Genomic DNA, 26,453 nt, shown 5'->3' on the forward strand with positions numbered 1-26,453 from the left:
AGTATTGACGTTACTCAAAATGTTAGGCTCGCGATGCTCGCGATCGTGCGTCCCTGCCGCGCCCGCCGAAATCGGCGCCGGATGGGGTGCGTCGTTGCTCGGGCCGGCGAAGGGGCGAGCTGCGCCGGAGAACCGCCCGGAGCGAACGATTGTCCTCACCGATCACCGATAAGGAGACGTAGTGATGAGTCACAACAGCATCTTTCAGGCGCTCATTGCGCGGAAGAACGAAGACCACATTGACACGGCGGTCGAAACGCTCGGCATGTCCGAGCTGCCGCCCGGCGAGGTTCTTGTGAAAGTGCATTATTCGAGCGTCAATTACAAGGACGCCTTGGCGCTAACGCCGAACGGCGGGGTGGTACGCAATTATCCGATCGTGCCCGGCATCGATCTCACCGGTGAGGTAGTGGAATCGGATTCAGACGACTTCTCCGTGGGTGAGCTGGTGTTGGCTCACGGCTATGAGATCGGTACGGGCAGGCATGGGGGCTACGCCGAATACGCGCGGATTCCCGCCGACTGGGTGGTCAAACTCGGGTCACTCAGTCCGCACGAGGGTGCTGCCATCGGCACCGCCGGCTTCACCGCCGCCATGAGCGTGGCCGCCCTGCAGCGGTATGGGGTCAGGCCCGATGACGGGCCTGTGGTGGTGACAGGCGCGACCGGTGGCGTCGGATCGGTCAGCATCGACCTGCTGAGCGCAGCGGGCTACCACGTCGTGGCGTCGACCGGCAAGCCCGGTGCCGCTGACCGACTCAGAGCGCTGGGTGCAGCCGAAGTCATCGGACGGCTGCCCGAAGACCCTGATGCGAAGCCGCGGCCGTTGGGCAAGACCCGCTGGGCCGGAGCGGTCGATTGCGTCGGAGGCGCTACCCTCGCGGACGTTCTCAGCACCGTGCGGTACGGCGGTGCCGTTGCTGCCAGCGGGTTGACGGGAGGCGCGGGTCTTAAGACCACGGTCATGCCGTTCATCCTGCGCGGAGTGGCATTGCTGGGCATCGACTCCGTGCAATTGCCCATCGGCGCCCGCCGCGAATTGTGGGATCAGTTGGGAGGATCGAGCAAGCCGCGGTATCTGTCCGACGTCGTGCACGACGTCCCTGTCAAGGATGTGATCGAGGTGCTCGACCAGGTACGCGCCGGGAAGTTTTCGGGCCGCGCGGTAGTACATATCAAGGAAGGCTTCTAGTCGACGAAGCTCTCCCGAGCTGCGCGACCGTGTGGCGCGTCCTCACGGCGGACACTGTGGCGGTCTGACGTCAAGCACTCGTCGCCCCATCCCCCCAGGACCGCAGTGACGAGGGAAGCTCATCCTCGGGGCCCATCCAAGACGGATCACCCCGCGGCGTGGTCATCCATCCCACCTCGTTCACGGCTGCTACCAGAAGCGCGGCGAACTCGTCGCGTACGAGGGGATGTTGTGCAGTCGCAACAGCGCTAGGCGGCAACAGCTAACGCTGTTGCTCCGAGATTGTTGGTACGTCCCGGCTTTCGCGCGCATCCCCAGTTGATGCGTCGGATGGGTTGTTGTCGGCCATGGGGTTCTGAGCTCGGTTGGTTGTGAAGCGCCGGACGATTCGCAATTGTCGCCCCTCGCGTCCGGGTCCCCAGATGGCAACGGCGGCAGCAGAAATCAATACGACCAAGCCCAGCATCAGTAGAGATGAGTGCATCGCGAGCATGAAGGCGTCTTTCGCGTGCCTGGACAAATCGCGTCCTTGCGGTCCCAGACGGTCGGCGATCGTCAGCGCTTGTGCAAGCGAACCGAGAGCCGGTTCCCTGATCGTCGGTGGCAGAATCGCGACGTTAGAGACGAGTGCGTGGCTGTATCCCGCAGCGAGGATTGATCCGGCGAGGGCAATGCCCAGCGCACCGCCAATCTCCCTCGTCGTGTCGTTGATTGCAGAGGCTACGCCTTGCTTACCTAACGGGACCGATCCTGTTATGGCGGTGGTTGAGGGCGCATTGCAAATGCCCATGCCGGTGCTGAGGACGAACATCGGCCATGCCAGGTCAAAGTACGTCGAGTCGACATTGAGCAGGCGCATGCATAAGAGTCCTGCTGCCAGTATCGCGAGTCCCGCTGCTACGGAAATACGTAACCCTAGGCGGGGTAGGTACCACTGGGTGAGCGCGGCACAGACGAGGAGCGGGATCGCCAGGGGGCATAGCGCCATAGCGGTTTGCAGTGGGCTGTAACCCATCACGAGTTGCATGTACTGCATGATCAAAAAGAAGAACCCGAAAATAGCGAAGAACAAGGTTGTCATGCTGATGGAGCCGGTCAGCATGTCAGGTCTTCTGAATACACGGATGTCAAGCAGTGGATGCTTGCGGCGCAGTTCGACTAAACCGAAGAAGACGGCGAGCAGGATTCCACCGGCGAGGCAGCCATACACACTGGGGTTGCTCCATCCGCGAAGGGGAGCCTCGATAACGCCGAAGACGAAGACTGCTACCGCTGAACCGATAAGCAGGGCGCCCAACCAGTCGACAGGGGTTGCCTCCGGATCCTTCGAAGACGGGATGGTGAGGGCGAAGGCGAACAGCAGAGCGGCTGCTCCGACGAATGCCCAGAAGATGATCTGCCACGGACCGAACTGCGTGAGTATCGCGGTCCCCATGAAGCCGACTATCGCACTCGACGCGCACACGCCGGCCCAGATGCCAATTGCCTTATTGCGCTCTTCCTCCGGATAAGCCGCAGTCAGCAACGAGAGGGTAGCGGGCAGTATGGCTGCCGCGCCTACTCCTGTGGCACCGCGCGCAATGATGAGGGATGTTGGGCTGCCGAAATAGAGGGGCGCCAGCGATGCGGAGGCGAAGATGACGAGTCCGATCAGGAGAACCGTGCGCCTCCCGTACCGATCCCCCAATGCGCCGGCAGGCAGCAGCAGGCAGGCCATCACCAGCGTGTAACCGTCGACTATCCACGTCAATTGCGATTGCGTCGCAAGGGTTTCCTTCGCGATAGCGCCCAACGCGGCGTTCAGCGCCACCATCGACGAAATGACCAGTAGTACGCCCATCGAACAGACCACGAGAAGCCAGATTCTGGCACGTCCCGACATCAGGTTTGTCTCGGTGCGCCCAGAGTCGGCGATTGTTTTCGACACTTCCTCGTCAACCTCGTTGATCGTCGCGTTCCGCGTTCTGCGTTCCGTCGATACTCGGCCCGGTACCCGTCGCCCTTCAGTCACGTCGGGACGCGGCTGAAACCATCACGCTGATGTCTTCGCCTTGAAGGAGTTTGAACTGTGAGGTCGAGATCGAAGTAGCCCCCCATCGGGTGATCCTGCCGTCATCGCCAATCACGACGATTTCGTAGCAGCGAAGCTCACTTGTCGCGGACAGCGATTCCCCGCAGGGTGGTATCTCGAGCGAGAAGAAGCGATTTCCGCGTGCCGATGTCTCGAAGAATGTTTTCTGGAATCCACTGTTCTCCAATGATGCATCGAGCCAGTTGCTCCGTTGCTGTGCGCTCGGTCCGTATCTCGCCTGCACGAACACCTTTGGCAAGAAGCGCTTTCATCTGTCGAATCCGCGTGGTGAAAGACCATGCCGGGTTGGACGTGTCGGGAGGTGTTTGGCGCAGCCAAGCCAACTGAATCCGGAACTCGTCGGGGAATTGGTCCAAGGCATTGATGTTCAGCCAACTCAACGCGTCGAGTTTCTCCACGGTCGTCGAATCCGAACGGACGATGTCCGTCCAGGCACCGCCAACCTTGCGTCCGAACTCGAGCATGATGGACAGCAACAGCTCGTCCTTGGAACCGATCAACCGGTAAACCGTCCCGGTGCCCAATCCCGACGCGGCGGCGATGTCGCGAACTGTCGTCATTTCGTATCCGCGCCGACCGAATTCGGCGCGCGCGACCGCCCGCAGGTGAGCAGCCTTGAGATCGCTGTCGTCGTCGGTGTCGATCCAACTCTCGATGACGTCCTTCGCCATAGTGAGTGCCTCCGACTTGTCGAGGTCGGCGTCGGCAGGGGAGTTGATTGCAAGGCCTTCCAGCAGGATCCGACTCTTCAGTTTGGCCACCTCGTCGACGGATGCGTTATGTCGGACGGGATCGAGACCAGCGTGCAGCATGCTCTGGCAGATGCGGTCGGCCAAAGTCGGCAAATCGAAGTCAGGTCGGATATAGCCGCTCCAAAGGCCAGCGCGGAGCGCCTGCACCATCGCGGCCTGGATCTTGGCCGGCGGGCGCTTAGCCAGTTGGACAAGCTCGGGATCGTTACTGGGGCCCTCGTAGAACGACATCTGAAGCGCCGCACGATGTTCCACAGCGCAGCGTGCGATTTCACACGCAAGTGTGGTGATCTGGTCTGCCACTGGACGACGGTCTGGTTCGTCGACACGTTCGAGGGCAACGTCACCGATACGATCCAAATCGGCATGATAGCGCCGGATGAGTTCGACGAAGATAGCCTCTTTTGACTCAAAATGGTGATAGAGACTGCCGGCCAGAATGCCTGCGGCGTCGGCGATCTCTTGCAGCGATGTCCTTAGACCCTTAGCGGCGACGACGGCGCTTGCCGTTCTCAGGATTTCGGTGCGGCGGGTGGCATCGACCGACTTTTGGTCCGCGACCGAGGCGAGCTGGCCATTGCGACGGATGTTCTTGCTTCCGGACCGGCTACGGGTGGAGTTGCGCTCCAAGGCGTCCGCCATCGCAAAGTCCTCCTTCGCCGATCATCACGCTGGTATACACCTTGGAGCATCTTATCGAACGCGACCCGAGCTGCGACGATGCTGCTATCTGACGTCCAGTGTGCCGACTGGGGCACGGCCTCATGTCGGTGAGGTTGACCGCGATGCCCGGAGGGGACGGTCGTAAGAAGGATCAGTCCGGTCGTGCGTTGCGACCTTGATGGTTCCGGCCATCATTGTGATCACTTCGGAAGTTGGGCCGCGTCCACCATCTTGGCGAGAAGGAGGACCTGCAGCTCCGTCGGCAACGGCGATCATTGCGCTCCGCGCGCGCGGACTGTCGATCGCCTCGCGGTGATTGCTGCGCTGTGCGCCGGCATCGATCCCGGGCGCGGTGAGACGGGCGGACAGCCATCCGCGTGACTTCGGGCATAACCCCTCAGCCTCTTGCGGGTACGAGAAATCCACGTTGTTCGAACACCCTCATCCGGCCTGACGGTTGATTGACTCGACTGATATCGGACCCTACGGTGTAACAATTATTAGGTCAAGACGCATGGTGCGTGGAGGGTTGTCGGGTGAGAGGGGTCGTCGACGACGAGCGAGTGCAGTCGCTCGGTATGTTGGCGTCGGCGCTCGCGGGGCGCCCAGTGGCCGTAGCCGCTGGTAGCGCCGGTGACCTGTCGTGGACCGACGGACGGACCGTGTACGTGGACCCGTCCGCAAAATCTCGCGCCAATGTGGAGGCGGTCGCCGTTCACGCGTCGATGCTTGCGGCGAACAGCCTGACGCAGGATATCGTCAGCCGGCTGATCAGGCATCCCAAGCTTGCTCGCCGCTACCTTGCCGTCGAAGCGCATCGGGCATTGGTCGCCAACGACGACCTGCTGCCTGCGATGTTGACTACCCTGGCTGATCGCGAGCTCGCGGCCCTGAGCTGCTCAGCCGCGAACTCGCTGGCCATTGCCGCTGCCAAAGATGTAGTCGCCGCGCCGCCCCTGAATTTCGGAGTCATTCGCGCGAAGAACCTGATCGCGACCACCAATCATGCCGAGCTGCCTGACGCGAGCCCCGGTCACGTCGCACGCAGAGAGGCTAAGGGCGTACTGGAAGAACTCGCCGACGATGCGGTTGACGACAGCGACGATCCCGACATGTTCACCAGCACGGTCGGCGGTGGTGGCTTCATCGGTAAGTGGCTCAAGAAGATGCTTTCGTCTTCGCGAAAGTCGGGGAAGGGCGGCGGCGGCCCGCCAGGAGCAGATACGCCGACTCACCACACGAACGCGGCCAACCGCGGCGCCAACGCGGTGTTGTCGACAGCTGCAAAGGCTGCTGCGGCCTTCACGGACGTGAAACACGATGGTGTGAAGCTGCCAGAGTGGGACGCGACCCGCGGCGCATATCGTCCGGACTGGTGCACCGTTCGCGAGATCGAGCCAACAGTCAAGCCTTTCGCGACGCAGAGCATCGAGGGTTCTATCGGGGTGCGGCGGCCTCTCGCGAGGCTCGGCATGGGCTTGCACCGGCGGCATCGTCAGTATCAGGGCGACGACATCGACATTGACGCGGCCGTGGAAACGCGGGTCGAGATATTGGCGGGATCAGCGCCCTCCGATGCGGTGTATCTCGACAGCCTGCGGCGGCAGCGCGATCTGTCAGTCCTTGTTCTGCTGGACATTTCAGGTTCGGCCGCGGAGCCCGGGACGCTGGGGCGGACTGTTCACCAACAACAGCGAACCTCGGCGGCCCACCTCGTCGTCGCGCTGCATGATCTGGGTGACCGAGTGTCGTTGTACGGCTATTATTCCCAGGGCCGGGCGGCGGTGAGCCTGGTGCCTATCAAGCGTTTCGACGACCACATCGATGCAGGGCTGTTCAGGCGCTTGAACAGTCTCGAACCTGGCGCATACTCGCGCCTGGGCGCAGCGATACGGCACGGTTCAAACGTGCTCGAGCAGCGCGGCGGAACACCGCGACGATTGCTCGTCGTGTTGTCCGACGGGCTCGCCTACGATCACGGTTACGAACGTGCCTACGGTGCGGCCGACGCTCGCCGTGCGCTCGACGAGGCTCGGTGTCGTGGAATCGGCTGTGTCTGCCTGACTGTAGGGGCGGCGACGGCCGTCGGATCACTGAGGAAGATTTTCGGCAGCACAGCGCATGCGGCGGTTGGCCGGCCCGAACAACTCGCAGGTGTCATCGGACCGTTGTTCAGATCGGCGGTGCGGGCCGCCGAAGTGCAGAAACGAGTGTCATGAAGAGCGCCTCATCGGATCGCGCTCGCCGTGGTCGTCGGTTCGGCATGGGTCAAGCCCTTGGCGAGTGGTTGAAAACAAACATCTGTTCCGATTAAGCTGCATGTCTGGGTCCGAGGGTGCTCGGCGACGTGGCCGCAACGGTGCGGACGAAGGAAGGGTCGGATGAACGACGAGGCCGGGCTCGCGCAGCGGAATGGTGCCGGGCCACAAGCCGATCCGGCTCGCCCTTACTACCGGTCGGTGGGCAATGAAGAAGCGATTTTCAAGGCGGCCTACCGAAGGGGGCTGTCGCTGCTCTTGAAGGGTCCCACCGGCTGCGGCAAGACCCGCTTCGTGGAGGCGATGGCCCACGACCTTGGTCGGCCGTTGATCACGGTGTCGTGTCATGACGATCTGACCACCGCCGACTTGGTGGGACGCTACCTGCTCCGCGGCAATGAAACAGTATGGGTTGATGGGCCGTTGACACGAGCGGTCCGCGAGGGAGCGATCTGTTACCTCGATGAGATTGTGGAAGCTCGCCAAGACACGACGGTTGTGCTGCACCCGCTCGGCGATCACCGTCGTCAACTGCCGATCGAGCGTCTGGGCATCACTCTCGACGCCGCGCCGGGCTTCGCTCTCGTCGTCTCGTACAACCCCGGATATCAGAGCGTGCTGAAGGACCTCAAAGACTCGACCAGGCAGCGCATGGTCGCGATCGACTTCGGTTATCCCGCCGCCGAGGTCGAGGAAGGGATCGTCGTGCACGAGTCGGGCGTCGACCCGGCGACTGCTGCCGCCCTGGTTCGCTTCGGCCAAGCGATCCGCCGCCTGGAGGCCGGTGGGCTCCGCGAGGTGGCCTCCACCCGCGTCCTCATAGCCGCGGGCCAGTTGATCACCGAAGGCCTGTCCATCGAGGATGCCGCACGAGCCGCGATCGCGGGACCGCTCACTGACGATGTGATCGTGTCCCGCGGTCTCAACGAGATGATCGAGATCTACCTGGGAGCGTCTGTCAGCGGAACTGATTGACGGTGCACAGCGCTGGACGTTAGTGTATGAACAAATATTAGGTTTGATAATTGGGAGGTAGCGGTGTCCTATGAGAGCAAAACCGACCCGATCAAAGTCGGCTATCTCATGGACTTCACGCTCGCTGCAGATTTCCCAAAAGATCTGCTGGACTCGTTCGTTCAGTCCCTCGACCTCGTCTTCGAAGATGCCGTCGAGAAGGGATTGCTGGACCGGTCGGTACAGGTGATCTACAAAGAGGTCGAGGGTCTGCCTAAAGGCACGGTCAAGGCTGTGATCGACGCCTACGCCGAACTTGTCGACGAGGGCTGCCTGGTGGTGTTCGGCCCCAACATCACTGACAACGTCGTCCCGATGCGCGAGGCGATCGAAGAGCGTTTCAAGGTGCCGGCGCTCAGCGTGACCGGGACCGACGACTGGCTGGGTGAGTGGACGTTCTCGTTCCCCCAGGGCTCCATGACCGATGAACCCATCTTCCTCGCCGACCTCATCGCCAAGCGGGGGTTGAGTACGGTTGGTGTCCTGGTCGAGCAGAGCCTGATCGGCGAGACCTACATGGGCAATTTCCGGCGCGCCTGCGCGCGCAAAGGCCTCCGGATCGTCGCCGAGGTGTCCATTGCCCAGACGGCACAGGACATCAACGCAGCGGTCCGTGCCCTGCACGATGCGCAGGCCGAGTCGATCGTGCACTTCGGCTTCGGCTTCGGCATCGTCTTCGTCAACCCAGCCCTGGAAGCCGTGAACTGGGACCCTCCGCGCTTCTCGACCACCGCGTGGCAGAACGCCTGGATCAACCCGGTGATGTGGAAGGCGTTCATGGGTTGGATCGGTGTCGACCAATACGACGAGGCCAACAAACTCGGACAGGAATTCCTCGATCGCTACGAGGCAAAGCACGGCAACCGTCCCGAATATTGCGTGTCCGTGGTCAACCACGACATCGCGTCGACTCTGGTGCGTGCATTTGCCGATGCCCACCCGTTGAGCCCGCGCGGAGTCAAAGAAGCGCTCGAGCGGGTGAAGATGATGCCCGCAGCTTCCGGTGCGCCGGGCACGCGAGTGTCATTCGGAAAGTGGACCCGCCGAGCCTGGATGGGCGCGGGGTACCTCGTCGCCCGCACGTTGGACGCCGACGGTGTCAACTCGCACCTAGTCGACCGATTTGGTCAGGAGTGAACGCATGGGTACCGGAGAATCGACGCCAGTGCTGGATGCCAAGCAGCAATCGGCCCCCGGACGGAGAGGCACTGGCAGCATAGGTTCGTGGCTGGCCGGCATCGGACTGCTCGCGTTCGTCGGCCTCTTCCTCGCGGTGTCGCGCACCAAGCTCGATCCGCGAGTCGCCAATCCCAACACCGTTGGCAGACCGCGCCCGGTCGAATTCCTTTTCGGTTTCACCGGATGGATGGGCTTCATCCAGGTGGCGACGGCACTGATGCTCGTGGCCCTGGTCGTCGTCTTCATCGTCGGCTGGCGTCGCAACCCGGGCAGTCCAGTGATGCTGATGTTCTTGGTCACGACATTGATCGTTTGGCAGGACCCCATCATGAACTGGGCGCCCTACGCGGTGTACAACCCGGATCTCCTGCACTGGCCGGAGTCCTGGATTCTCATCATGATGTCGCCGACGGTCGAGCCCTTCATCGTATTCGGTTATGTCACATTCTATTTCGGCCCGTATTTCGCGGCGGTGTGGGTACTGCGCAAGCTGCAGGCCGCGCGCGACCCGCAGGCCTTCGTCAGTAGGCATCCGCTCATCAGCCTCGGTGGACTCGTGCTGGTGATCGGGTTCATCTTCGACGCTGTTCTCGAGGTCGGGTCGATCAAGACCGGTCTCTACATCTACTCGCAGGTCATCCCGTTCGGGTCGATCTTCACCGGAACGACTTTCCAGTTCCCGCTGATCTGGGAATCGCTGGGGGTGACGTTCGTGATGATCCCGGCCGCGATCCTGGTCTACCGCGATGACACCGGTAGGCCGGTGGCAGAGAAGCTGGCCGCCAAGGCGAAGCTGTTCCCGGCGCGGCCCGTGCTCGGCACCTTCCTGGTGATGTTCGTGATCATCAACGTTTCCTACTTCGCCTACGGCGGCTGGTTCTGGGCGATCAAGGCAAGCGGCGCCGCCACGTCGGTGGCGTGCCCGTGGCCGTACCCCGAAGCCAAAGTCTTTGACCCGCAGGGCTATTACGAGGAAAACGGCGCCAAGGGGCCCTACTCCGTGGGTAAGTGGTCCACCTGGCAGTACGCACTGCCACACGGCCGCCCCGACGTACAGCTGGGCTCGAAGAGCAACCGTTGCGCGACAAAAGACTCCGGTGCCTGAACCTCGTAGCGTCGTCATCACGGGTGCCTCGCGGGGCCTGGGTTTCGCGACTGCGGTCCGCCTCTACCGCGAGGGGTGGCGTGTGATCGCCACCATGCGGACGCCTGCGCAGGGCATGGCCTCGTTGCGCAACGCGGTGGGAGCGACCGAAGACGACGACCGGCTCATCGGCGTCCAGCTCGACTTGATGGATGCCGCGTCGATCGCCGCTGCCGCCAAAGTGATCGTGGAGCGCGTCGGTGCGCCAGACGCCATCGTGCACAACGCCGGCATATCAGCGGCCGGTATGGTCGAAGAGACCGATACGGCGTTGTGGCACAACATGTTCACCACCCATGTGATCGCGCCGGTGGCTTTCACCAAAGCGCTGTTGCCGTCGATGCGGGCAGCAGGTCGGGGCCGGATCGTCCTCGTCGGCAGCGCGGCGGGCGTGCGCGGGCAGCCCGGCACGGGGCCCTACTCGGCGAGCAAGGGTGCGATGGAACGCTGGGGAGAGTCACTGGCGTTCGAAGTCGCACCGTTCGGGATCGGCGTGACCGTCCTGGTCACCGGTACGTACGAGACGGACATCATCACCGACGCCGGCACCAACGACGACCGTGACTTCGCCGGTCCATACGCCCGCCTTCACCAGACCATGAACAGCCGCGGCCGGTATGCGATCAAGTTCGCGCGCTCGCCAGAGCTCTTCACCGAAGGGGTGGTCAAAGCGTTGGCCGACGAAGGCCCCTTTCGCCGCCGCGGCGTAGGCCCCGACGCCTCGATGTTGTTGGTCCTGAACAGAGTGCTACCCGCGATGGGTATGCACCTCATGTCCCGAATGATCCTCGGGATCCCTCGCTTTGGGTCAATGCGTGACGGGGCGTGGCCGCTCACCACCGCACAGCGACTGATGGTGTCGGCCGCCAAGGTGCTGCCGCAGCCAGTCATGAACCGATTGGCGTCGCTGGCGATGCGGTTTTCACCGACACAGTCCGCGCCAAAGGAGAGCGCGCACAATGACTAAGGCAGCAACAACGGTGGCGTTCGAGTCGAAGATGATGATTGACGGCAAGGTCGTCGATGGAGAGTCTGGCACGTTGACCAACATCAACCCCGCAAACGAAGACGTGCTCGGTGAGGTTGCCGATGCGTCCAAAGCCGATATGAACCGCGCGATCGACGCGGCCCGGCGATCGTTCGACGAGACCGACTGGTCGACCAATCGGGCACTGCGGAAACGTTGCCTCTTGCAACTTCACGACGCCATCGAAAGCGAGTTGGAGCCACTGCGCGAGGGACGCCAGAACGGGGTGGCGGGATTTCACCAATACACCGAAATCGAATCTGTCGCTTGTCCCGCGACTTGATAGGAGCACCATGTCAGAGCTGTTTGACGCACTCGAAGACTTCGCTGCATTTGACGACGTCGTATCCGGCGATGTCCGTGACCCCTACCCGGAGTTGGCCAAACAGCGTCACGAAACTCCGATCCAACGGATCGAAACGTCGATGCTGCCCGGCGAGGAAGGCAAACCCGTCTTCATCGTTTACCGTCACGAGGACATCCAGACGATGCTGCGCGACGACGAAACCTTCTCCTCCCGCGCCGTGATTCAGATCTTCGGCGACGTCCTCGGCCATGGCGTGATGCTGGGTATGGATGAACCAATCCACGGCCGGCTGCGCTCGCTAGTGACCAAAGCCTTCACCCAAAAAGCCCTAGCTCGTTGGGAAGACGAGATCGTGGGCCGCATCGGCAATGAGCTGATCGACGGATTCGCCGCCGACGGGGTCACCGATCTGGTGAAAACGTTCACGTTCCCTTATCCAAGTCGCATCATCGCCGCACTTCTCGGCCTGCCGGAGAAGGACTTTCCGCAGTTCCAGCGCTGGTCGATCTCCATGCTGAGCTATACGGTCTACCCCGAACGCGGTCTCGCGGCGTCGAAGGCGCTCGTCGACTACTTCACCCCGATCCTGGAGGCGCGTCGGGCGGAGCCCCGCGAGGACCTGATCAGCAGCCTGGCGGCCGCCGAAATCGACGGACAAAAACTCGAGGACGAAGACATCTACTCTTTCATCCGGCTACTTCTTCCGGCCGGCGTGGAAACTACGTACCGCTCCCTGGGCACCTTGCTGTTCGCGCTTCTCACCCATCCTGACCAACTCGATGCCATCCGCGCCGACCGGTCACTGATACCTCAAGCGATCGAAGAAGCCGTGCGCTGGGACGCGCCCCTGCTCAACATCACTCGCGTCGCCACGCGCGACACCGAATTGGCCGGAGTGCCTATCCCTCAAGGATCGTCGGTCATGCCGATGCTCGGCGCGGCCAACCGCCAAGAAGATCGGTATGCCAACCCCGACCAGTTCGACATCTTCCGGCAAGCGAAAGTTCCCATCAGCTGGGGTTATGGAGTCCACGTATGCCTGGGCATGCACCTTGCTCGACTAGAAATGCGCACTGCCATCAACCTGTTGCTGGACCGCCTACCCAACCTCCGCCTCGACCCTGACGGCCACGACCCGCACATCCGCGGCATGGTCTTCCGCTCACCATCGTCGCTGCCGGTGTCGTTCGACCCGGCCTGAGAGTTTGGTGACTCCGCGCGGTGCGGGCGAGTGAGTCTCACTGCGGGCTGATCGCCGGCTTATGTTCATTGAGAGGAATGAGAAGAAGCGCATGACAGATTTCGACGCGGTTGACTTTTTCACCGATCAATCGCTGGTGTCCGACCCGTACCATTACTTCGACCATCTGCGATCGAAATGTCCAGTCGCCCAGGCGACCCCATTCAACGTGATGGCAATTACCGGATACGACGAAGCTGTTGCGGTCTACAAGGACCCTGCCTTCTTCTCGTCGTGCAACTCTCTGGCGGGCCCGTTCTCCGGTTTCCCCTTCGGTCCCGATGGGGCCGACGACGTCTCCGATCTGATCGAGGAGCATCGCCATGTTGCCCCCATGGCAGAGCACATCTCGAATCAAGACCCGCCGCTGCACACTCGGACCAGAAGTTTGATGAACAGGTTGATCACTCCGAAGCGCCTGAAAGAGAACGAGGAGTTCATGTGGCGGCTGGCGGACCAGCAGTTAGACACCTTCCTCGGGCGAGGTAGTTGCGAGTTCCTGGCAGATTACGCAAAACCCTTTTCCCTGCTTGTGATCGCTGATCTTCTGGGTGTCCCTCAAGAAGATCATGAGGAGTTCAAAGCACAATTCAGTACCCAGGTTGCGGGCGAGCTCGGGGAGGGAACAACAGCGCACAACCCCTTGCAATGGCTCAACGAGAAGTTCTACGCCTATATCGAAGACCGCAGGCGCTCGCCGCGCGGTGATGTATTGACTGAGTTGGCCCAGGCAAAGTACGAAGATGAGTCGACGCCCGAGATCGAGGACGTCATGAACTTGTCGACCTTCCTCTTCGCCGCAGGGACGGAGACCACTACCAAACTCGTCAGCGCGGCGGTACGTGTCATCGGTGAGAACCCGGAACTCCAAGCGTCGCTTCGGGAGGACCGAACCAAGATTACGGCATTTCTCGAAGAAACGTTGCGCATGGAAAGCCCTGTCAAAGCTCACTTCAGACTGGCGCGCAAAACGACCACGGTCGGCGGAGTGGAGGTGCCCGCGGGGACAACGGTCATGCTGCTGCCCGGAGCATGTAACCGCGACGAACGGAAGTTCAAATCTCCTAATACTTTTGACGCCGATCGTCCGAATGTACGCGAACAGATTGCCTTCATCCGCGGCGTCCACTCGTGCCCAGGTGCTCCGCTGGCGAGGGCGGAGGGCCGGATTTCGATGAACAGAGTGCTGGACCGCATGGCGGATATCGCGATTTCGGACGCACACCACGGCCCGGCGAACCAGCGCCACTACGAGTATGAGCCGACCTTCATCCTGCGCGGCTTACGTGAACTGCACCTGACCTTCACCCCCGTCGGCTGAATCGGGAGACCCATGTCGAACACCGTTCTCGTTACCGGCGGCTTAGGCCTGGTGGGCTCGGAAACCGTGCGGAGACTGGCCGAACTCGGCGGCCGCCGTGTGGTGGCCACGGACCTCGACACGCCGGCCAACCGGAAGGCGGCCGCGAAACTTCCTAGCGGCGTTGAGTTCCGGGGAGCCGACCTCACCGATTCCGCGCAAGTTCAGCGCCTTGTGGCGGAGACCGCCCCTGATGCAATCGTCCATCTCGCAGCGGTGATTGCACCGGCGATCTACCCGATACCGAAGGTCGGACGACGGGTGAACGTGGACGGCACCGCAAATCTGGTTCGCATCGTCGAGGGGCTACCGAAGCAACCGCGGTTCGTCCACGCGTCGAGCATCACCGTGATGGGCCCCCGCAATCCGCACCGCACGACTCCCCCCTTGCGGGCCGAGGAGCCGATGCGTCCCTACGACGTCTACAGCGGCCAGAAGTCCGAGGCCGAGCAGCTTGTGCGGGGGTCCACCCTGGAATGGGTGGTCCTGCGACTCGGGGCCGTACTCAGCCCCGATCTAGGGGCACTGCCAGTCACCGCCGATGCGATGTACTTTCAAGCCGCACTGCCCAGTGACGGTCGGGTGCAGACAGTGGATGTTCGCGACGTCGCCTGGGCGTTTGCCGCGGCAACCACCGCCGACGTCGCTCGCGAGATCCTGCTCATAGGCGGCGACGATTCCCATCGACTGACCTATGCCGAAGTCACCGCGGGTCTCGTGGCGGCTCTGGGCCTGCCGGGCGCCATGCCACCTGGCCGCCCCGGCGATCCGGACAGCGACGACGACTGGTTCGTAACCGACTGGATGGACACCACCCGTGCCCAAGAGGCGTTGCAGTTCCAGCATCATTCGTGGTCCGACCTGCGGGCCGAGTTGGCTAAGAAGTACCGCTTGTTGCACTACCCGGGTCGGCTCATCGCCCCGATCGTGCGACTCGCCATGGCGCGACGCTCGCCGTATCGAAATGCCCCGGGTCACTACGCTGACCCGTGGGGTGCGATACGCGCCAAGTTAGGCGAGCCGGCATGGGATCGGCCTCAAGCGTGATACCGAAGCGCCCCAGAGCTTGAAAGAAGCCGCACGTCGTGGGGAAAGGACGTTTATGCGAGTGCCCCGTGCTGTCGCAGAATTCCATCGTCGTGTCACCAATCCTGTGGCTCGCTCGCTGACGCCGTGGCTTCCATGCTTGGGGACTCTCGAGCACATCGGACGTAAGTCAGGTAGGCGATATCGAACGCCCCTCTTAGTTTTCAAGACCCAGAACGGCTTCGCCATCCTGATCGGGTACGGGCTCGAATCGGACTGGCTCAAGAACGTACTGGCCGGCGGGCCGGTAGTGCTGCACAAGTGGGGCAAAGCTGTCGCGTTGGCCAGTCCCCGGATCGTAAGCAAGGCCGAGGCCGCACCACTCATCACGCCGGCGCCCCGGCTGTTCTACCGATTGTTCCCCTACAACGAAGCAGCGTTGGTGTTGACGAAAACCGCGCAGACGCGGTGACGTCCTCAACGCCGCGATTCGATTGCCGTTTCGGACGCAATCGGGTTCAGCCTTGTGTGCCGGCTCAAGGGGGAGCTGGTCGAACGGAAGCGTATTTTCCGCAAGGCTACGCATCAGAACCGACGAAATACGCCCGACGAGCTCAAACTTTCGGCCTAAGAACGCTTTTGAGTTGCTCTGAGCGGGCCGGCAGTATAGGGTCGGAACAAATATTTGGGCATAGCGGAAAGCTCAAACCAGCGTGAGGAGTTCGGGTGCGGGGTCGTCTGGAAGGAAAAGTCGCATTCATCACGGGAGCGGCTCGTGGCCAAGGGCGCGCCCACGCGGTCGCGATGGCGAAAGAGGGAGCGGACATCATCGCCGTCGACATCTGCCGCGACATTCCCTCTAACCCATATCCTTTAGCCGCACCCGACGATCTAGCGGAAACTGAGCGATCGGTGAAGGAAGTGGGGCGACGAGTCGTTGCGCGGATCAGCGATGTGCGGGAGCGCCACGAACTACGGGAGGCGGTTGAAGCCGGGCTTGTAGCGTTCGACCACATCGACATCGTCGTTGCGAACGCCGGCATCCTTCCGATGTCCATGGGACGTCCTCACGATGCGATGTCTTTCATCGACGCAAGTGACGTTGACCTTCTAGGTGTGATGAACACCGTCGCAGTGACGGTTCCGCATCTGACCGATGGCGCTTCGGTAATCATCACCGGGTCGACCGCGGGCATGATCAGCGGCACCACCGACAACCCGAACATGGGTCCCGGCGGGAGAGGTTACGGCTGGAGCAAGCGGGTCCTCATCGGGTACGTCGAAGAGATGTCGTTGGCGCTGGCAAGCCGGATGATTCGAGTCAATGCGATCCATCCCACCAACTGCAACACGCATCTCTTGCAGAATGACGGCATGTACAGCATGTTCCGTCCCGATCTCACGCAGCAGGGTAAACAGCCCAGTCGCGAGGATGCCGAACCGCTGTTCACTCTTTTCCAAGCCATGCCGATTCCGTACATCGAGCCAGACGATATGGCCAACTTAGGTGTTTTCCTTGCCAGCGATGAGAGCCGTTACATCACCGGACAGCAAATCCGGGTCGACGGCGGCTCATTGCTGAAGTGGCCCAACGGTCCTGGAGGCTGACCCGTCCGCCTAGACCGCTGTCTAGCTCGGTCACCGCCGCAAGGCGCGCATCCTCGGCGAGCCCGGTTATCGAGTGCTACTTGACTCGATGGCGGCCTACGACTTACTGTGCTGGCAAAGTAACTTTCGGCGTGTGCGAGAGATCCGAAGGCCCGGGCAGATGGCACAGGGACGGTGGCACGATTGCGGTGTAGCGGAACTCTGGACGGCCCGTCGTCCGGTCCTGTCTGCCCAGGCTGATCGTCGGCGTTGCGTCGATCTAGGCATGCCGGCGCGCAGGTGCGGAGAGGACTATCCATGGTGAGCAGATCGTCGGAGGAACACGCCCGGAATTTCGATCTTCGTCACGAAGATTTCAACGACCAAGAATTCCTGTACGAGGTCTACGCAGTGATGCGGGAGAACGGACCCTTCAGTCACCAGGATGTCCCCTTTCTGGGCCCTACACCGGGGGGCGCGTGGGTCGCCACGCGCTACGACGAGTGTTATGAGATCTTGCGTAATTGGCGCAGCTTCTCCAGCAAGCCCGCTGGGATGGAACGCAACCCGACGTCGTTTGGCGACATCGTGATCAACTTGGATCCGCCACGGCAGCAGCAGCTTCGCAAAGTTCTCAACCCATATTTTTCTCCGGGCCGGATGAAGGAGTTGGAGCCCCAGGTGCGCGCGATCACCGATGGGTTGATCGACAACTTCATCGAATCGGGCCGCGGGGACCTCGCAGACGTCGCATGGCAGCAACCCGGGATCGTGTTCTTCCGGCATCTGCTCGGCATGCCCGTTGAGGACGTGCCGCTCTACATCGAGGCAGCCGACCTCGCGATCAATGGTGAGAGCGAAGAGGTCCGAATCGGTTCGATGACGAATCTCTACCTTCGCGTACGCGAGGAGATCGACAAACGTCGTAGTGAACCGCCGCGTGACGACCTCATCGATGTCTTACTCGCCGCCGAGATCGACGGCGAGAAGTTGAGCTTCGACGACGTTGTCGCGAATGCGCTTCTGCTGGTGCAAGCTGGGCTCGAAACAACTTCTAGTGCAATGTCATTCGCCTTCTTCTACCTGGGCGCCCATGCTTCGGAGCGCGACCGACTTGTGCGCGAATCCGAGTTGATGCCGACAGCGGTTGAGGAATTCATCCGGTTCGCCGGCTCGGTTCACGGACTGCATCGCTCAGTCGCGGCAGACGTTGAACTGAGCGGCCAGAGATTCTGTCCGGGTGAGACGGTCGTGGTGAACTATGCGGCGGCCAACCGCGACCCGCGCGAGTTCGACGAGCCGAATAAGTGCATTCTCGACCGGCAGACGAACCGCCACCTTGGGTTCGGAGCCGGCGTCCACCGCTGTCTCGGCTCCAATCTCGCCCGACTCGAGTTTCGGGTGGGCGTCGAACAGACTCTGAAGCGGATACCCGACTACGCCATCCCGCCTGGGGCGAAAGTTGATTTTCACGGGAACTCGGTCACTCGGGGCTACCGGGCCCTGCCCGTCGTCTTCACGCCTGGTCCTCGCGTCGGCCAGTGAGGGGCGGGCAATCGCTCATATCACCGCGCAGCCAACGCAATAGCGCATCGTCAAGTGACGCGCCCTCAACTTATCAAGTGCTACTTGACAGCCTGCCGAAGCCGCTTCTAGCATCAGGTCAGCCGGTATTCGGTATCCGTCTTGCGCGAAGCCGCCCCTTTTGCTCGCCCCCGATGAACCGGTTCGGTGAATCAGGGAGGAACTCGTGGACAAGCAAGATCTTCAATGGATGATCTCCGTCGATGACCACATCATCGAGCCACCGAACCTATGGGTCGACCGCGCGTCGGCCGCCGACCGCGATCGAGTGCCCCGCGTCGAGCGCATCGACGGCGTCGATACGTGGATCTACGACCAAGCGCGCGCGTCGGTGATGGGCATCTTGGTCGCGGCCCACCAAAGGCCGCCTGAGTACTCCCCGCTGCCAGTGAATTACGACGAGATGCCTCGCGCGTACTTCGACCCGGTGGCCCGCATCCCTGACATGGACGAGGATCATGTGATCGCGGGATTGAACTTTCCGTTCTTCCCTCGGTTCTGTGGTCAGATGTTCGCCCACCTCGGTGACCGCGAACTAGGTCTCAAGTGCGTGCGGGCGTACAACGACTTCGTCATCGATGAGTGGTGCGCGGCGGCGCCCGGTCGCTACATCCCGATGATCATCATTCCGTTGTGGGATACCCGCTTGGCCGTCGAGGAGACGCTACGGTGCGCCGGCAAGGGCGCCAAAGCCATTGCCTTCTCGGAGAATCTGCACCCGTTGGGATTTCCGTCCATCCACTCGGGGGCATGGGACGATTTCTTCGCGGTGGTGAACGAGACGAACATGCCGCTGTGCACGCACATCGGATCGTCCTCGGTCAGTCCCACCACGTCGCCTGACGCACCTTTCGGGGTTCAGGCGGTCAACATCAACCTCAATCTGGCGAACTCAACTACGGATTGGCTGTTCTCGGGCAAGCTGCAGAAGTACCCCGACCTGAAGATCGTGCTGGCCGAGGGCGGCATCGGCTGGATCCCCTACCTCATCGAGCGTGCAGAACATGTCGCCGCCGACTACCAGTACCTGCGCGCCAACAACTGGGCGGTTGATCCGGCCACGATGCGCTTGACACCCGTACCCACCGACCCCGACATATTCCCGGAGTCACCGCGTCGGCTCTTCCGCGAACACATGTACGGCTGCTTCATCGAGGACGACTTCGGGGCGGCGAATTTGGACTCCATCGGTGTCGACAATGTGATGATCGAAACGGATTATCCGCATACCGACAGCCTCTGGCCCAACTCCCTTCAGGCCGCTCACAAGGCACTCGACGGCCGTTCCGACCTTGACAAGTACAAGGTGCTGCAGGGTAATGCGCGCCGGGTCTTCGACTTCGAGCCCGCCCCGTATCCGACGCTGACGTAGTCAACGGCTGACGGATTCGGCTGATGCGGGAGTACCAAAGCTTCATCGACGGCCAGTGGACGAGCGACAACGCCCTCGGCACCATCGACGTCATCGATCCGTCCAACGAGGAGTTGATCGGCCGAGTCGTCGACGGCGGGCCAAAGCAGGCGGCCATGGCGATCGAGGCTGCCCGGCGGGCTTTCGACGAAGGGCCGTGGCCGTGGATGTCGGTCCGGGAGCGGGCAAAGATCATCAAGCGGTTCGCTGAGGTTCTCGAAGAGCGCAAGGCGGAACTTCGAGAGCTAGTCGTCGCCGAGATCGGCTCGACCGGGTTCATCACCGACCTGATTCAGGTTGGCGGTGCCATCGAGGCGGCTCATTACTACGGCGAGTTCGTCGAACATGATGTGACGTGGGTGGAGACACCGGGCGGCCCCGTGGTTTCGCCGACTGGCCTGGGCGGCGTGACGGTCGTCCGCGAACCGGTCGGGGTGGTCGGGGTCATCACGCCGTTCAACTTTCCGTTCTCGATCAACATCCAAAAGTGCCTGGCCGCCTTGGCCGTCGGCTGCACCGTGGTGCTGAAGCCCCACCCGTGGACCCCGATGAACGCCTTCGAGCTTGCCAAGGTCGGTCAGGAAGCGGGGCTCCCGCCCGGTGTGTTCAACGTGGTCGTGGGTGGTGCCGACGTGGGGGAGGAGCTGTGTACCCACCGAGGCGTCGACATGATCGGGTTCACGGGTTCGACGGCCACCGGCCGACGCATCCGTGAACTATCGGCGGCCACGATGAAACGCGCACAGCTGGAACTCGGCGGCAAAAGCGCGCACATCGTTCTCGACGACGTCGCCGAAAGTGACGTCGCGGGAATCGGTTTCGGGCAGGTCCTGATGCATGCCGGACAGGCATGCACCGTCACGTCGCGACTTCTCCTGCCCGAGCACCTACTCGAGGCGTATGTCGACGGCCTGAAAGCCATGGCTCCGATGATCACCGTCGGGGATCCACGTGATCCCGCCACCGTCGTCGGGCCGCTCATCAGGGAGCAGCAGCGTCAACGAGTTGAGTCCTTCGTTACGGCCGGAGCGGAGGAAGGCGCGCGGTTGGTGGTCGGCGGCAAACGTCCCGAACATCTCGAACGCGGCTTCTACTACGAGCCGACGGCATTTGTCGACTGCCGCAGCGACATGCGCCTATGCCAGGAAGAGGTGTTCGGGCCTGTACTGGCGGTGATGACCTATCGCTCCGAAGACGACGCCATCCGCATCGCGAACGACTCCATCTACGGTCTGGCAGGGATGGTGATGACGCGCAACGGCGCAAGGGGTTTCAACGTCGCGAGGCAGGTCCGAACCGGCACCATCATGGTGCAGACTGTCGCACCCGGTGCCGACCTCGGCGCCAATCCGGGTGGCGGGCAGGGGCCCGGCTGGTCTTTGCCGGCGCGCGGCATGTTCAACGGCGGCGGGCCGTTCGGCGGTTTCAAGCAGAGTGGACTCGGCCGAGAGCAGGGGCGCTGGGGTTTCGAGGAATATACCGAGCTGAAATCAATCACCATGATGTAGCCGTCCCGCACTTCTGAAGGCGCGGCGCGCCGTGTCGCGTCCGGACTCCGGGCTGGAAAGGTTGCGTTATGGAACTTCTGAGGGATGTCCGAGTCCTCGAGGTGTCACTGTTCTCCGCGGATGCACTGGGCGGGCATCTGGCCGACCTCGGCGCAGAGGTGATCAAGGTGGAACCACCTGGCGGCGGTGGTTTCCGCGGTTCGGCGGTTTCCGGCGGCGAACTGCAGGACTCTCACTGGAATCGCGGCAAGAAGAGCGTGGCAATCAACCTGAAAACGACTGAGGGTCAAGACGCTTTCCGCCGCCTGGCCGCGACATCGGCGGTGGTGATCGACGGACTACGGTACGGAACCGCGCACCGGCTCGGATTCGGCTACGACGACGTCGTCGCGGTCAACCCGACGGTTGTCTACTGCGTGCTCAATGGCATGGGCAGCTATGGGCCCTACACCCGATTGCCCACACACGGGCTGTCCTTCGACTGTTTCGCCGGCTTGAGTCCACCGGTCATCGGTGCGGACGGGACGCCACGCCTTTCGGGGGCGGCCACAGGGACGACCGGTGTTCTGGCGGGTCCGCTGTACGCAGCGATGGGAGTACTCGCCGCGCTGCACGCCGCCGGGCGCGACGGCAAGCCGCAGTACATCGAAGTCGCGCAGGTCGATGCGGCGATCAACTGGAACTTCCAGCACCTCACGGCGTTGGCGAATGGTCAACCGGCCTACGGCGAGGGAATCCGCGCCTCCCTTCGCTACCAGTATTACGAAACGAGCGACGGCAACTACGTGGTCTTCAACGCCCTGGAGGACAAGTTCTGGCTGAGGTTCTGCGAGTCACTCGACAGGATGGATCTCTACGAACCGGGGCGCCAGAAGCCGGGGACGGATCTCGAGGCGGAGGCCCGGCTGCGCGAGAAGTTGACGGCAATATTCAAGTCCCGCACGCGCAGGGAATGGACCGACTTCTTCATTGCGACCGATATCGCCGGAGCGCCAGCATTTTTGGGATCAGACCTGTTCGAGGACGACCACACCAAGGCTCGTCGGCTCGTCTACGAACAGGCTCAGCCGGATGGAACCTCGCAGCGACTGATAGGAACGTGCATCAAGACCAATCCCGACGAAGGATTTGCACCGCCGGCAGCGCCGCACGTTGGGCAGCATACGGAAGAGTTGCTCACCGCATTGGCGGGCTACGACGCGGCCGGAATTGAGCGCCTTCGTTCGACTGGTGCAATCTGAGCCGGCGTACGCCCCACTCAAGCTTCAACGGCAAATCGTTGACGTTTCGGCTCCGGGTGCTGTCCTTCCCCGGCGAACACCTGCGGCGGATCTCCCATCCGCCGGGCCCGCAACGGCGCGGCCGAATTTTGCGGACGAGTCCGACGCTGGCCAGTGCACCGACCAGTCCGCCCCCACCCCCGTAGTGGACTGGTCACACACGCAATGCGCGCTATGGTCTGCTGGTGGCCATATCGACTCCCGTGAGGGCAGCGGTCGTGACATTGCTGGCGATGACGGCTGGCCTAACGGCGCCGCTCGCTGGCGCCGACCCGACACCCCAACAGTCGCCGTTTCCGGTAGGCAAAGCCGGCACCACCATCCATGTCACCGAATACAGCGCCGCGACCGCCGACGTCACGCTGAACAACGTGAGCTGGGTTTCGTCGGGTGGCACCGGGAGCGGCGGGGGCTGCAACGTCATCGAGCTCACCATCGTCGGCAAGTCCGACACACCCTTCAGCTACGGCGAGGCCTACGTGACTGCCGCGTCGTCGCCGTGGAGGCAAGACCCTTACCGGGACGTCGAACGCGGCTCATTGACGGTTGACTACCAGAAGATCAACAAGACGCCGCCCCTGCGCTCGGGCAGTGTGACCAACGGCCAGACCGCCCACGGATACATCGCCTACGACGGCACCGTCAACCAAGGCGACATCTACATCGAGTTCAATGACCCCAACGCTCCGGCGGCGCCCACCCCGCTAGCGGGCTGGAAAGTCCACACCTAGCGGCCGCAGCCCGGCGACTGTTGCGGCGACGTCTCGCCGATCTCGGCGATAGACTTTCGGCGTCGGAGTTCAAGGCGGCGCCGGTCATGCTTAGTTCGCAGCGACCGCCGATCGTGAAAGTCGGTGGTGCGCGGTGATCGAGTCGGGTGGCGACGCCGCGCTGGAAGTCATGCGTTCCGACGAGGAAGCAGCCAACGGTTATCGGGAGTGGCTGGCCGCCGCGGAGCGCTCCGGTCAACGAGTGCTGCGGCAACCGGACGGCACGTACGTGCTGTGGCGGCGCGACGACGTTCTTGCTGCCATCCGCGATGGCGAGCTTTTCGCCAGCCGCCAAGGCGAGCTGATGCCCGGTAATCCGCCGTTCGGTCCGTACCGGAAAATCATGATCGAGCAGTTGTTCACTCCCGGCAACTCGCGGGACATGCTCAAGCCCGTGCGCGCGATCATCGAACAATGCGTCGGCGCCGTAGCGGCGCAACTGGACCGCTGCGACGGTGCGGGTGTCGCCGAGGTTGTCTGGCGCGCGGCCTTCGTCACGGTCTGCGGACTGCCGACGGATACCGCTCCCGACGCGGTCAACACGCAAATGGTGGCGGCAATCCGCCGAGCCCCACAGGGCGGCCCCGACGTGATCAGTATCCTCGCCACCGAACCGCTCACCGACGAAGAAGTACTGGGACTGATGGCCTCGGTGGGCCGAGGCTTCATCTTCGCGTCGTTCGCTATCAGGGCCGGACTGGCGGTGCTGGCCCGCCAGCCGATATTGCAGCGTGAGCTACGCGAAAACCCTGACCGGCAACGCAGGTTCATCGAGGAGCTGCTGCGATTGGATGGCGGGGCGAAGACCGTGTCCCGAATCACCAGCCGCAGCGTGACAATCGGCGAAACGACGATCCCAGCCGGGTCGCCTGTCGAGTTGTGCGTCGGATTCGTTCATCGCGACGAGGCTGATGACATGTCAGGTCATGACATCAAACTCGATGGCCCGCAGCGGAATTGGAGTTTCGGGGGAGGCCCGCACCGGTGTCCGGCCTCGCACCTTGCCCGGGACCTGCTGGGCGTGTTCTTTGAAGTGTGGCTCGCCAAGATTCCGTTCTTTTGGTTCGACTGGAGCGGCGGCGATGTGCCCAAAGCGTGGCATCCCAGACCCTACAGCCCTTCGCCCAGCGAGATTTTCGACGGTTGGTTCCCCGTTCACGTGCCACTCAGGTGGCGTCCGGAGCCGTGATCGGGGGCGGGACGAGGCCTTGTGCCATGTCACCCTTGAAGCCCGCCGAAGCAGAGATTCGACGAGAACGCCGGTGGCTGCGCCGAGATACATCGCCGGTCCGGTTTGGAGCAGCTCGGTGATTACCCGCCATGAGAGCCGACTTTTGCCGAAGACGCCGCCGAGACCCCGGACGCGGCGCCAAATGAGGAAGTCGTACCCGAGGCTGGCGAAGGTTCCTTCCCTCCGCTAACGGGCGAACCCCGACCACCCATCGGAAATTGACACTAGAGCCCAATGTGGCCGGAGAGAGGGCACGGCCATCTCTGGGGCTTCGGGGCGAAGATCGTCGGGCAGCGCGACCTGCGCGGTCACCCCCCGGCGTGACGAACTTCATCGTCAATTTCGCGAATGAACACCGGTGTGTTGCGGGCGTTGAACGCGGGCATATGCAACATTGGAGCCATCTCAAAGACGCCGTTCGATCCGCTCACGTTGGGGTTTGCAGCCCATCGACGATGGTTGCTACTTCGGTTGAGATATCGGCAGCACGTTCAGGCTGCCGTGACACGTCGCAGACGACGATTTCCGTAGCGCCTCGAGAATTCGCACGTAACGTTGCAGCGATGGACGGCGTGGCAGAACTGGTGCCGGTGCTACCTGCGCACCGCTTCGATGAAGCCGGCCTCGCACGGCACTTGCGCGGAAAGCTTCCCGGCTTCGACGGTCAACTGGAGGTTCGCCAGTTTCAAGGCGGACAGAGCAACCCGACGTTTCACCTGCAAACCACCGCTGGCGAGTACGTCCTTCGCAAGAAGCCGCCGGGCAAGTTACTGCCCCGGGCACATGAAGTGGAGCGCGAACACCGCGTCATGTCGGCGTTGCGAGACACCGGTGTGCCGGTGCCGCGTATGCGGCTGCTGTGCAATGACGAATCTATCATCGGCACAACGTTTTTCATCATGGACTACGTCCCCGGACGTATCTTTCACGACCCGGCCATGCCCGAGAGCGCTCCGGCACATCGTGCGGCGGTCTACGAGGACCTCGCACGGGTCCTTGCGGCGCTGCACCGTGTGGACTGGCGCGCGGTAGGACTCGAGGGGTTCGGCAGGCCAGAGGGTTACCTGCAACGCCAGGTGGCGCTGTGGACGAGGCAGTGGCAGGCTGCGCGCGTCGAGGACATGCCGGCGATGGATCAGTTGGCGCAGTGGTTGCCGGAACACCTGCCAACGGACGATGAACCGGCTTGCATCGCGCACGGCGACTACCGCTTGGGTAACGTCCTGATCCATCCGACCGAGCCCGAGATCGTTGCGGTACTCGACTGGGAGCTGGCGACCATCGGCCATCCGTTGGCTGACCTTGCCTACACCTGCCTGACCTACCATCTGCCGCCGGACTTCAGCGGCACGAGGGGTGTAGCGGGCGAGGATCTGACCGGCACCGGCATACCCGACGAGCAAGCATTCGTTGCAAGTTACTGTCGGCATGCCGACCGAGAGCCGCCTCGCTCGCTCGATGCCTTCATCGTGTTTTCTATGTTCCGTCTTGCTTCCATCACCGCCGGCGTGTGGCGGCGCGGGATCGACGGCAATGCTGCCGACTCCCGGGCCGGCACATCAGAGATTCGGGACCGCTACCGCGCACTGGCGCAGATGGCGTGGGCTTTGGCGCAACAATTGGCGGGCAAGTAAAGCCACCGGGCCGAGCACGCAGTGCGCGACGTAGGCGCGAAGCGGTACCGCTGTTCGTTCAGTTGCGGCCGAAGCCCTTTGCGCAATAGGCACTTCAGCTGCTTGCCCCCTTGAGTGCGAGCGGGGTATACGGCTTAAGCGACTTGTCGAGAGTCACTTTGGCATTCAAGGGAGCGCAGTTGTTCCAGCGCTCA

20 protein-coding genes and 1 pseudogene are annotated in these 26,453 nt (G+C 62.5%); 19 read left to right on the forward strand and 2 right to left on the reverse strand.

Translation table 11 applies throughout. The features are described 5' to 3' along the window. The first annotated feature begins 184 nt into the window (after positions 1-184). Positions 185-1,192, forward strand: coding sequence for an oxidoreductase (locus A5758_RS04375; protein ID WP_067736975.1), 1,008 nt, complete (start codon positions 185-187; stop codon positions 1,190-1,192). 262 nt (positions 1,193-1,454) lie between these two features. Here A5758_RS04375 and A5758_RS04380 read toward each other — a convergent pair whose 3' ends face one another. Both A5758_RS04380 and A5758_RS04385 read right to left on the reverse strand, forming a co-directional pair. Further along, a complete protein-coding gene (locus A5758_RS04380; protein ID WP_067207886.1) occupies positions 1,455-3,074 on the reverse strand; it encodes an MFS transporter in 1,620 nt (539 codons plus the stop codon). 266 nt (positions 3,075-3,340) lie between these two features. After that, entirely contained in the window at positions 3,341-4,678 is a 1,338-nt protein-coding gene (locus A5758_RS04385; protein WP_082939576.1) for a TetR/AcrR family transcriptional regulator, read from the reverse strand. A 599-nt stretch (positions 4,679-5,277) separates the two neighbouring features. Here A5758_RS04385 and A5758_RS04390 point away from each other — a divergent pair. From A5758_RS04390 to A5758_RS04475, 18 genes and pseudogenes are all read left to right on the forward strand, one after another. Further along, on the forward strand, positions 5,278-6,918 hold the full coding sequence (locus tag A5758_RS04390; protein ID WP_082939577.1) for a nitric oxide reductase activation protein NorD: 1,641 nt from the start codon (positions 5,278-5,280) through the stop codon (positions 6,916-6,918). A gap of 162 nt (positions 6,919-7,080) precedes the next feature. Then, the gene (locus A5758_RS04395) at positions 7,081-7,932 is read left to right on the forward strand and encodes a CbbQ/NirQ/NorQ/GpvN family protein (protein ID WP_067736983.1); all 852 of its coding nucleotides are present in this window, start codon (positions 7,081-7,083) and stop codon (positions 7,930-7,932) included. Between the two features lie 63 nt (positions 7,933-7,995). Beyond that, entirely contained in the window at positions 7,996-9,108 is a 1,113-nt protein-coding gene (locus A5758_RS04400) for an ABC transporter substrate-binding protein (protein ID WP_067207897.1), read from the forward strand. Between the two features lie 4 nt (positions 9,109-9,112). Then, on the forward strand, positions 9,113-10,255 hold the full coding sequence (locus A5758_RS04405; RefSeq protein ID WP_067207900.1) for a spirocyclase AveC family protein: 1,143 nt from the start codon (positions 9,113-9,115) through the stop codon (positions 10,253-10,255). Beyond that, positions 10,248-11,261 (forward strand): SDR family oxidoreductase, encoded by a 1,014-nt coding sequence (locus A5758_RS04410; protein ID WP_067736987.1) that lies wholly within the window; start codon positions 10,248-10,250, stop codon positions 11,259-11,261. The genes A5758_RS04405 and A5758_RS04410 overlap by 8 nt, the downstream gene beginning before the upstream one ends. 31 nt (positions 11,262-11,292) lie before the next feature. Beyond that, positions 11,293-11,532: pseudogene (locus A5758_RS04415) on the forward strand (aldehyde dehydrogenase family protein); the annotation flags it as partial. Between the two features lie 82 nt (positions 11,533-11,614). After that, positions 11,615-12,829 (forward strand): cytochrome P450, encoded by a 1,215-nt coding sequence (locus tag A5758_RS04420; protein WP_067736997.1) that lies wholly within the window; start codon positions 11,615-11,617, stop codon positions 12,827-12,829. Between the two features lie 91 nt (positions 12,830-12,920). Beyond that, positions 12,921-14,189 carry a cytochrome P450 gene (locus tag A5758_RS04425; RefSeq protein WP_067737075.1) on the forward strand — a complete coding sequence of 423 codons (1,269 nt, stop codon included), beginning with the start codon at positions 12,921-12,923 and terminating at the stop codon, positions 14,187-14,189. 12 nt (positions 14,190-14,201) lie between these two features. Continuing rightward, positions 14,202-15,275, forward strand: a complete 1,074-nt coding sequence (locus tag A5758_RS04430; protein WP_067737001.1) for an NAD(P)-dependent oxidoreductase — start codon at positions 14,202-14,204, stop codon at positions 15,273-15,275. A gap of 55 nt (positions 15,276-15,330) precedes the next feature. After that, on the forward strand, positions 15,331-15,726 hold the full coding sequence (locus tag A5758_RS04435) for a nitroreductase family deazaflavin-dependent oxidoreductase (RefSeq protein WP_067737005.1): 396 nt from the start codon (positions 15,331-15,333) through the stop codon (positions 15,724-15,726). 254 nt (positions 15,727-15,980) lie between these two features. After that, complete coding sequence (locus A5758_RS04440) at positions 15,981-16,862, forward strand: mycofactocin-coupled SDR family oxidoreductase (protein WP_067737009.1); 882 nt, start codon at positions 15,981-15,983, stop codon at positions 16,860-16,862. A 297-nt stretch (positions 16,863-17,159) separates the two neighbouring features. Continuing rightward, positions 17,160-18,386: a cytochrome P450 gene (locus tag A5758_RS04445; RefSeq protein ID WP_197503751.1), complete on the forward strand. Its 1,227-nt coding sequence runs from the start codon at positions 17,160-17,162 to the stop codon at positions 18,384-18,386. Between the two features lie 205 nt (positions 18,387-18,591). Next, the gene (locus tag A5758_RS04450; protein ID WP_082939578.1) at positions 18,592-19,797 is read left to right on the forward strand and encodes an amidohydrolase family protein; all 1,206 of its coding nucleotides are present in this window, start codon (positions 18,592-18,594) and stop codon (positions 19,795-19,797) included. Between the two features lie 23 nt (positions 19,798-19,820). After that, positions 19,821-21,344: an aldehyde dehydrogenase family protein gene (locus A5758_RS04455; RefSeq protein WP_067737013.1), complete on the forward strand. Its 1,524-nt coding sequence runs from the start codon at positions 19,821-19,823 to the stop codon at positions 21,342-21,344. A 68-nt stretch (positions 21,345-21,412) separates the two neighbouring features. Next, positions 21,413-22,585, forward strand: coding sequence for a CaiB/BaiF CoA-transferase family protein (locus tag A5758_RS04460; protein ID WP_067737016.1), 1,173 nt, complete (start codon positions 21,413-21,415; stop codon positions 22,583-22,585). A 272-nt stretch (positions 22,586-22,857) separates the two neighbouring features. Further along, positions 22,858-23,355, forward strand: a complete 498-nt coding sequence (locus tag A5758_RS04465; RefSeq protein ID WP_067737084.1) for a hypothetical protein — start codon at positions 22,858-22,860, stop codon at positions 23,353-23,355. A 241-nt stretch (positions 23,356-23,596) separates the two neighbouring features. Next, positions 23,597-24,583 carry a hypothetical protein gene (locus A5758_RS04470; protein WP_156622494.1) on the forward strand — a complete coding sequence of 329 codons (987 nt, stop codon included), beginning with the start codon at positions 23,597-23,599 and terminating at the stop codon, positions 24,581-24,583. Between the two features lie 605 nt (positions 24,584-25,188). After that, positions 25,189-26,259, forward strand: a complete 1,071-nt coding sequence (locus tag A5758_RS04475; protein ID WP_067737025.1) for a phosphotransferase family protein — start codon at positions 25,189-25,191, stop codon at positions 26,257-26,259. The last annotated feature ends 194 nt before the right edge of the window (positions 26,260-26,453 follow it).

The organism is Mycobacterium sp. 852014-50255_SCH5639931, from assembly GCF_001665605.1.
In the GTDB taxonomy this organism is placed as follows: domain Bacteria; phylum Actinomycetota; class Actinomycetes; order Mycobacteriales; family Mycobacteriaceae; genus Mycobacterium; species Mycobacterium paraffinicum.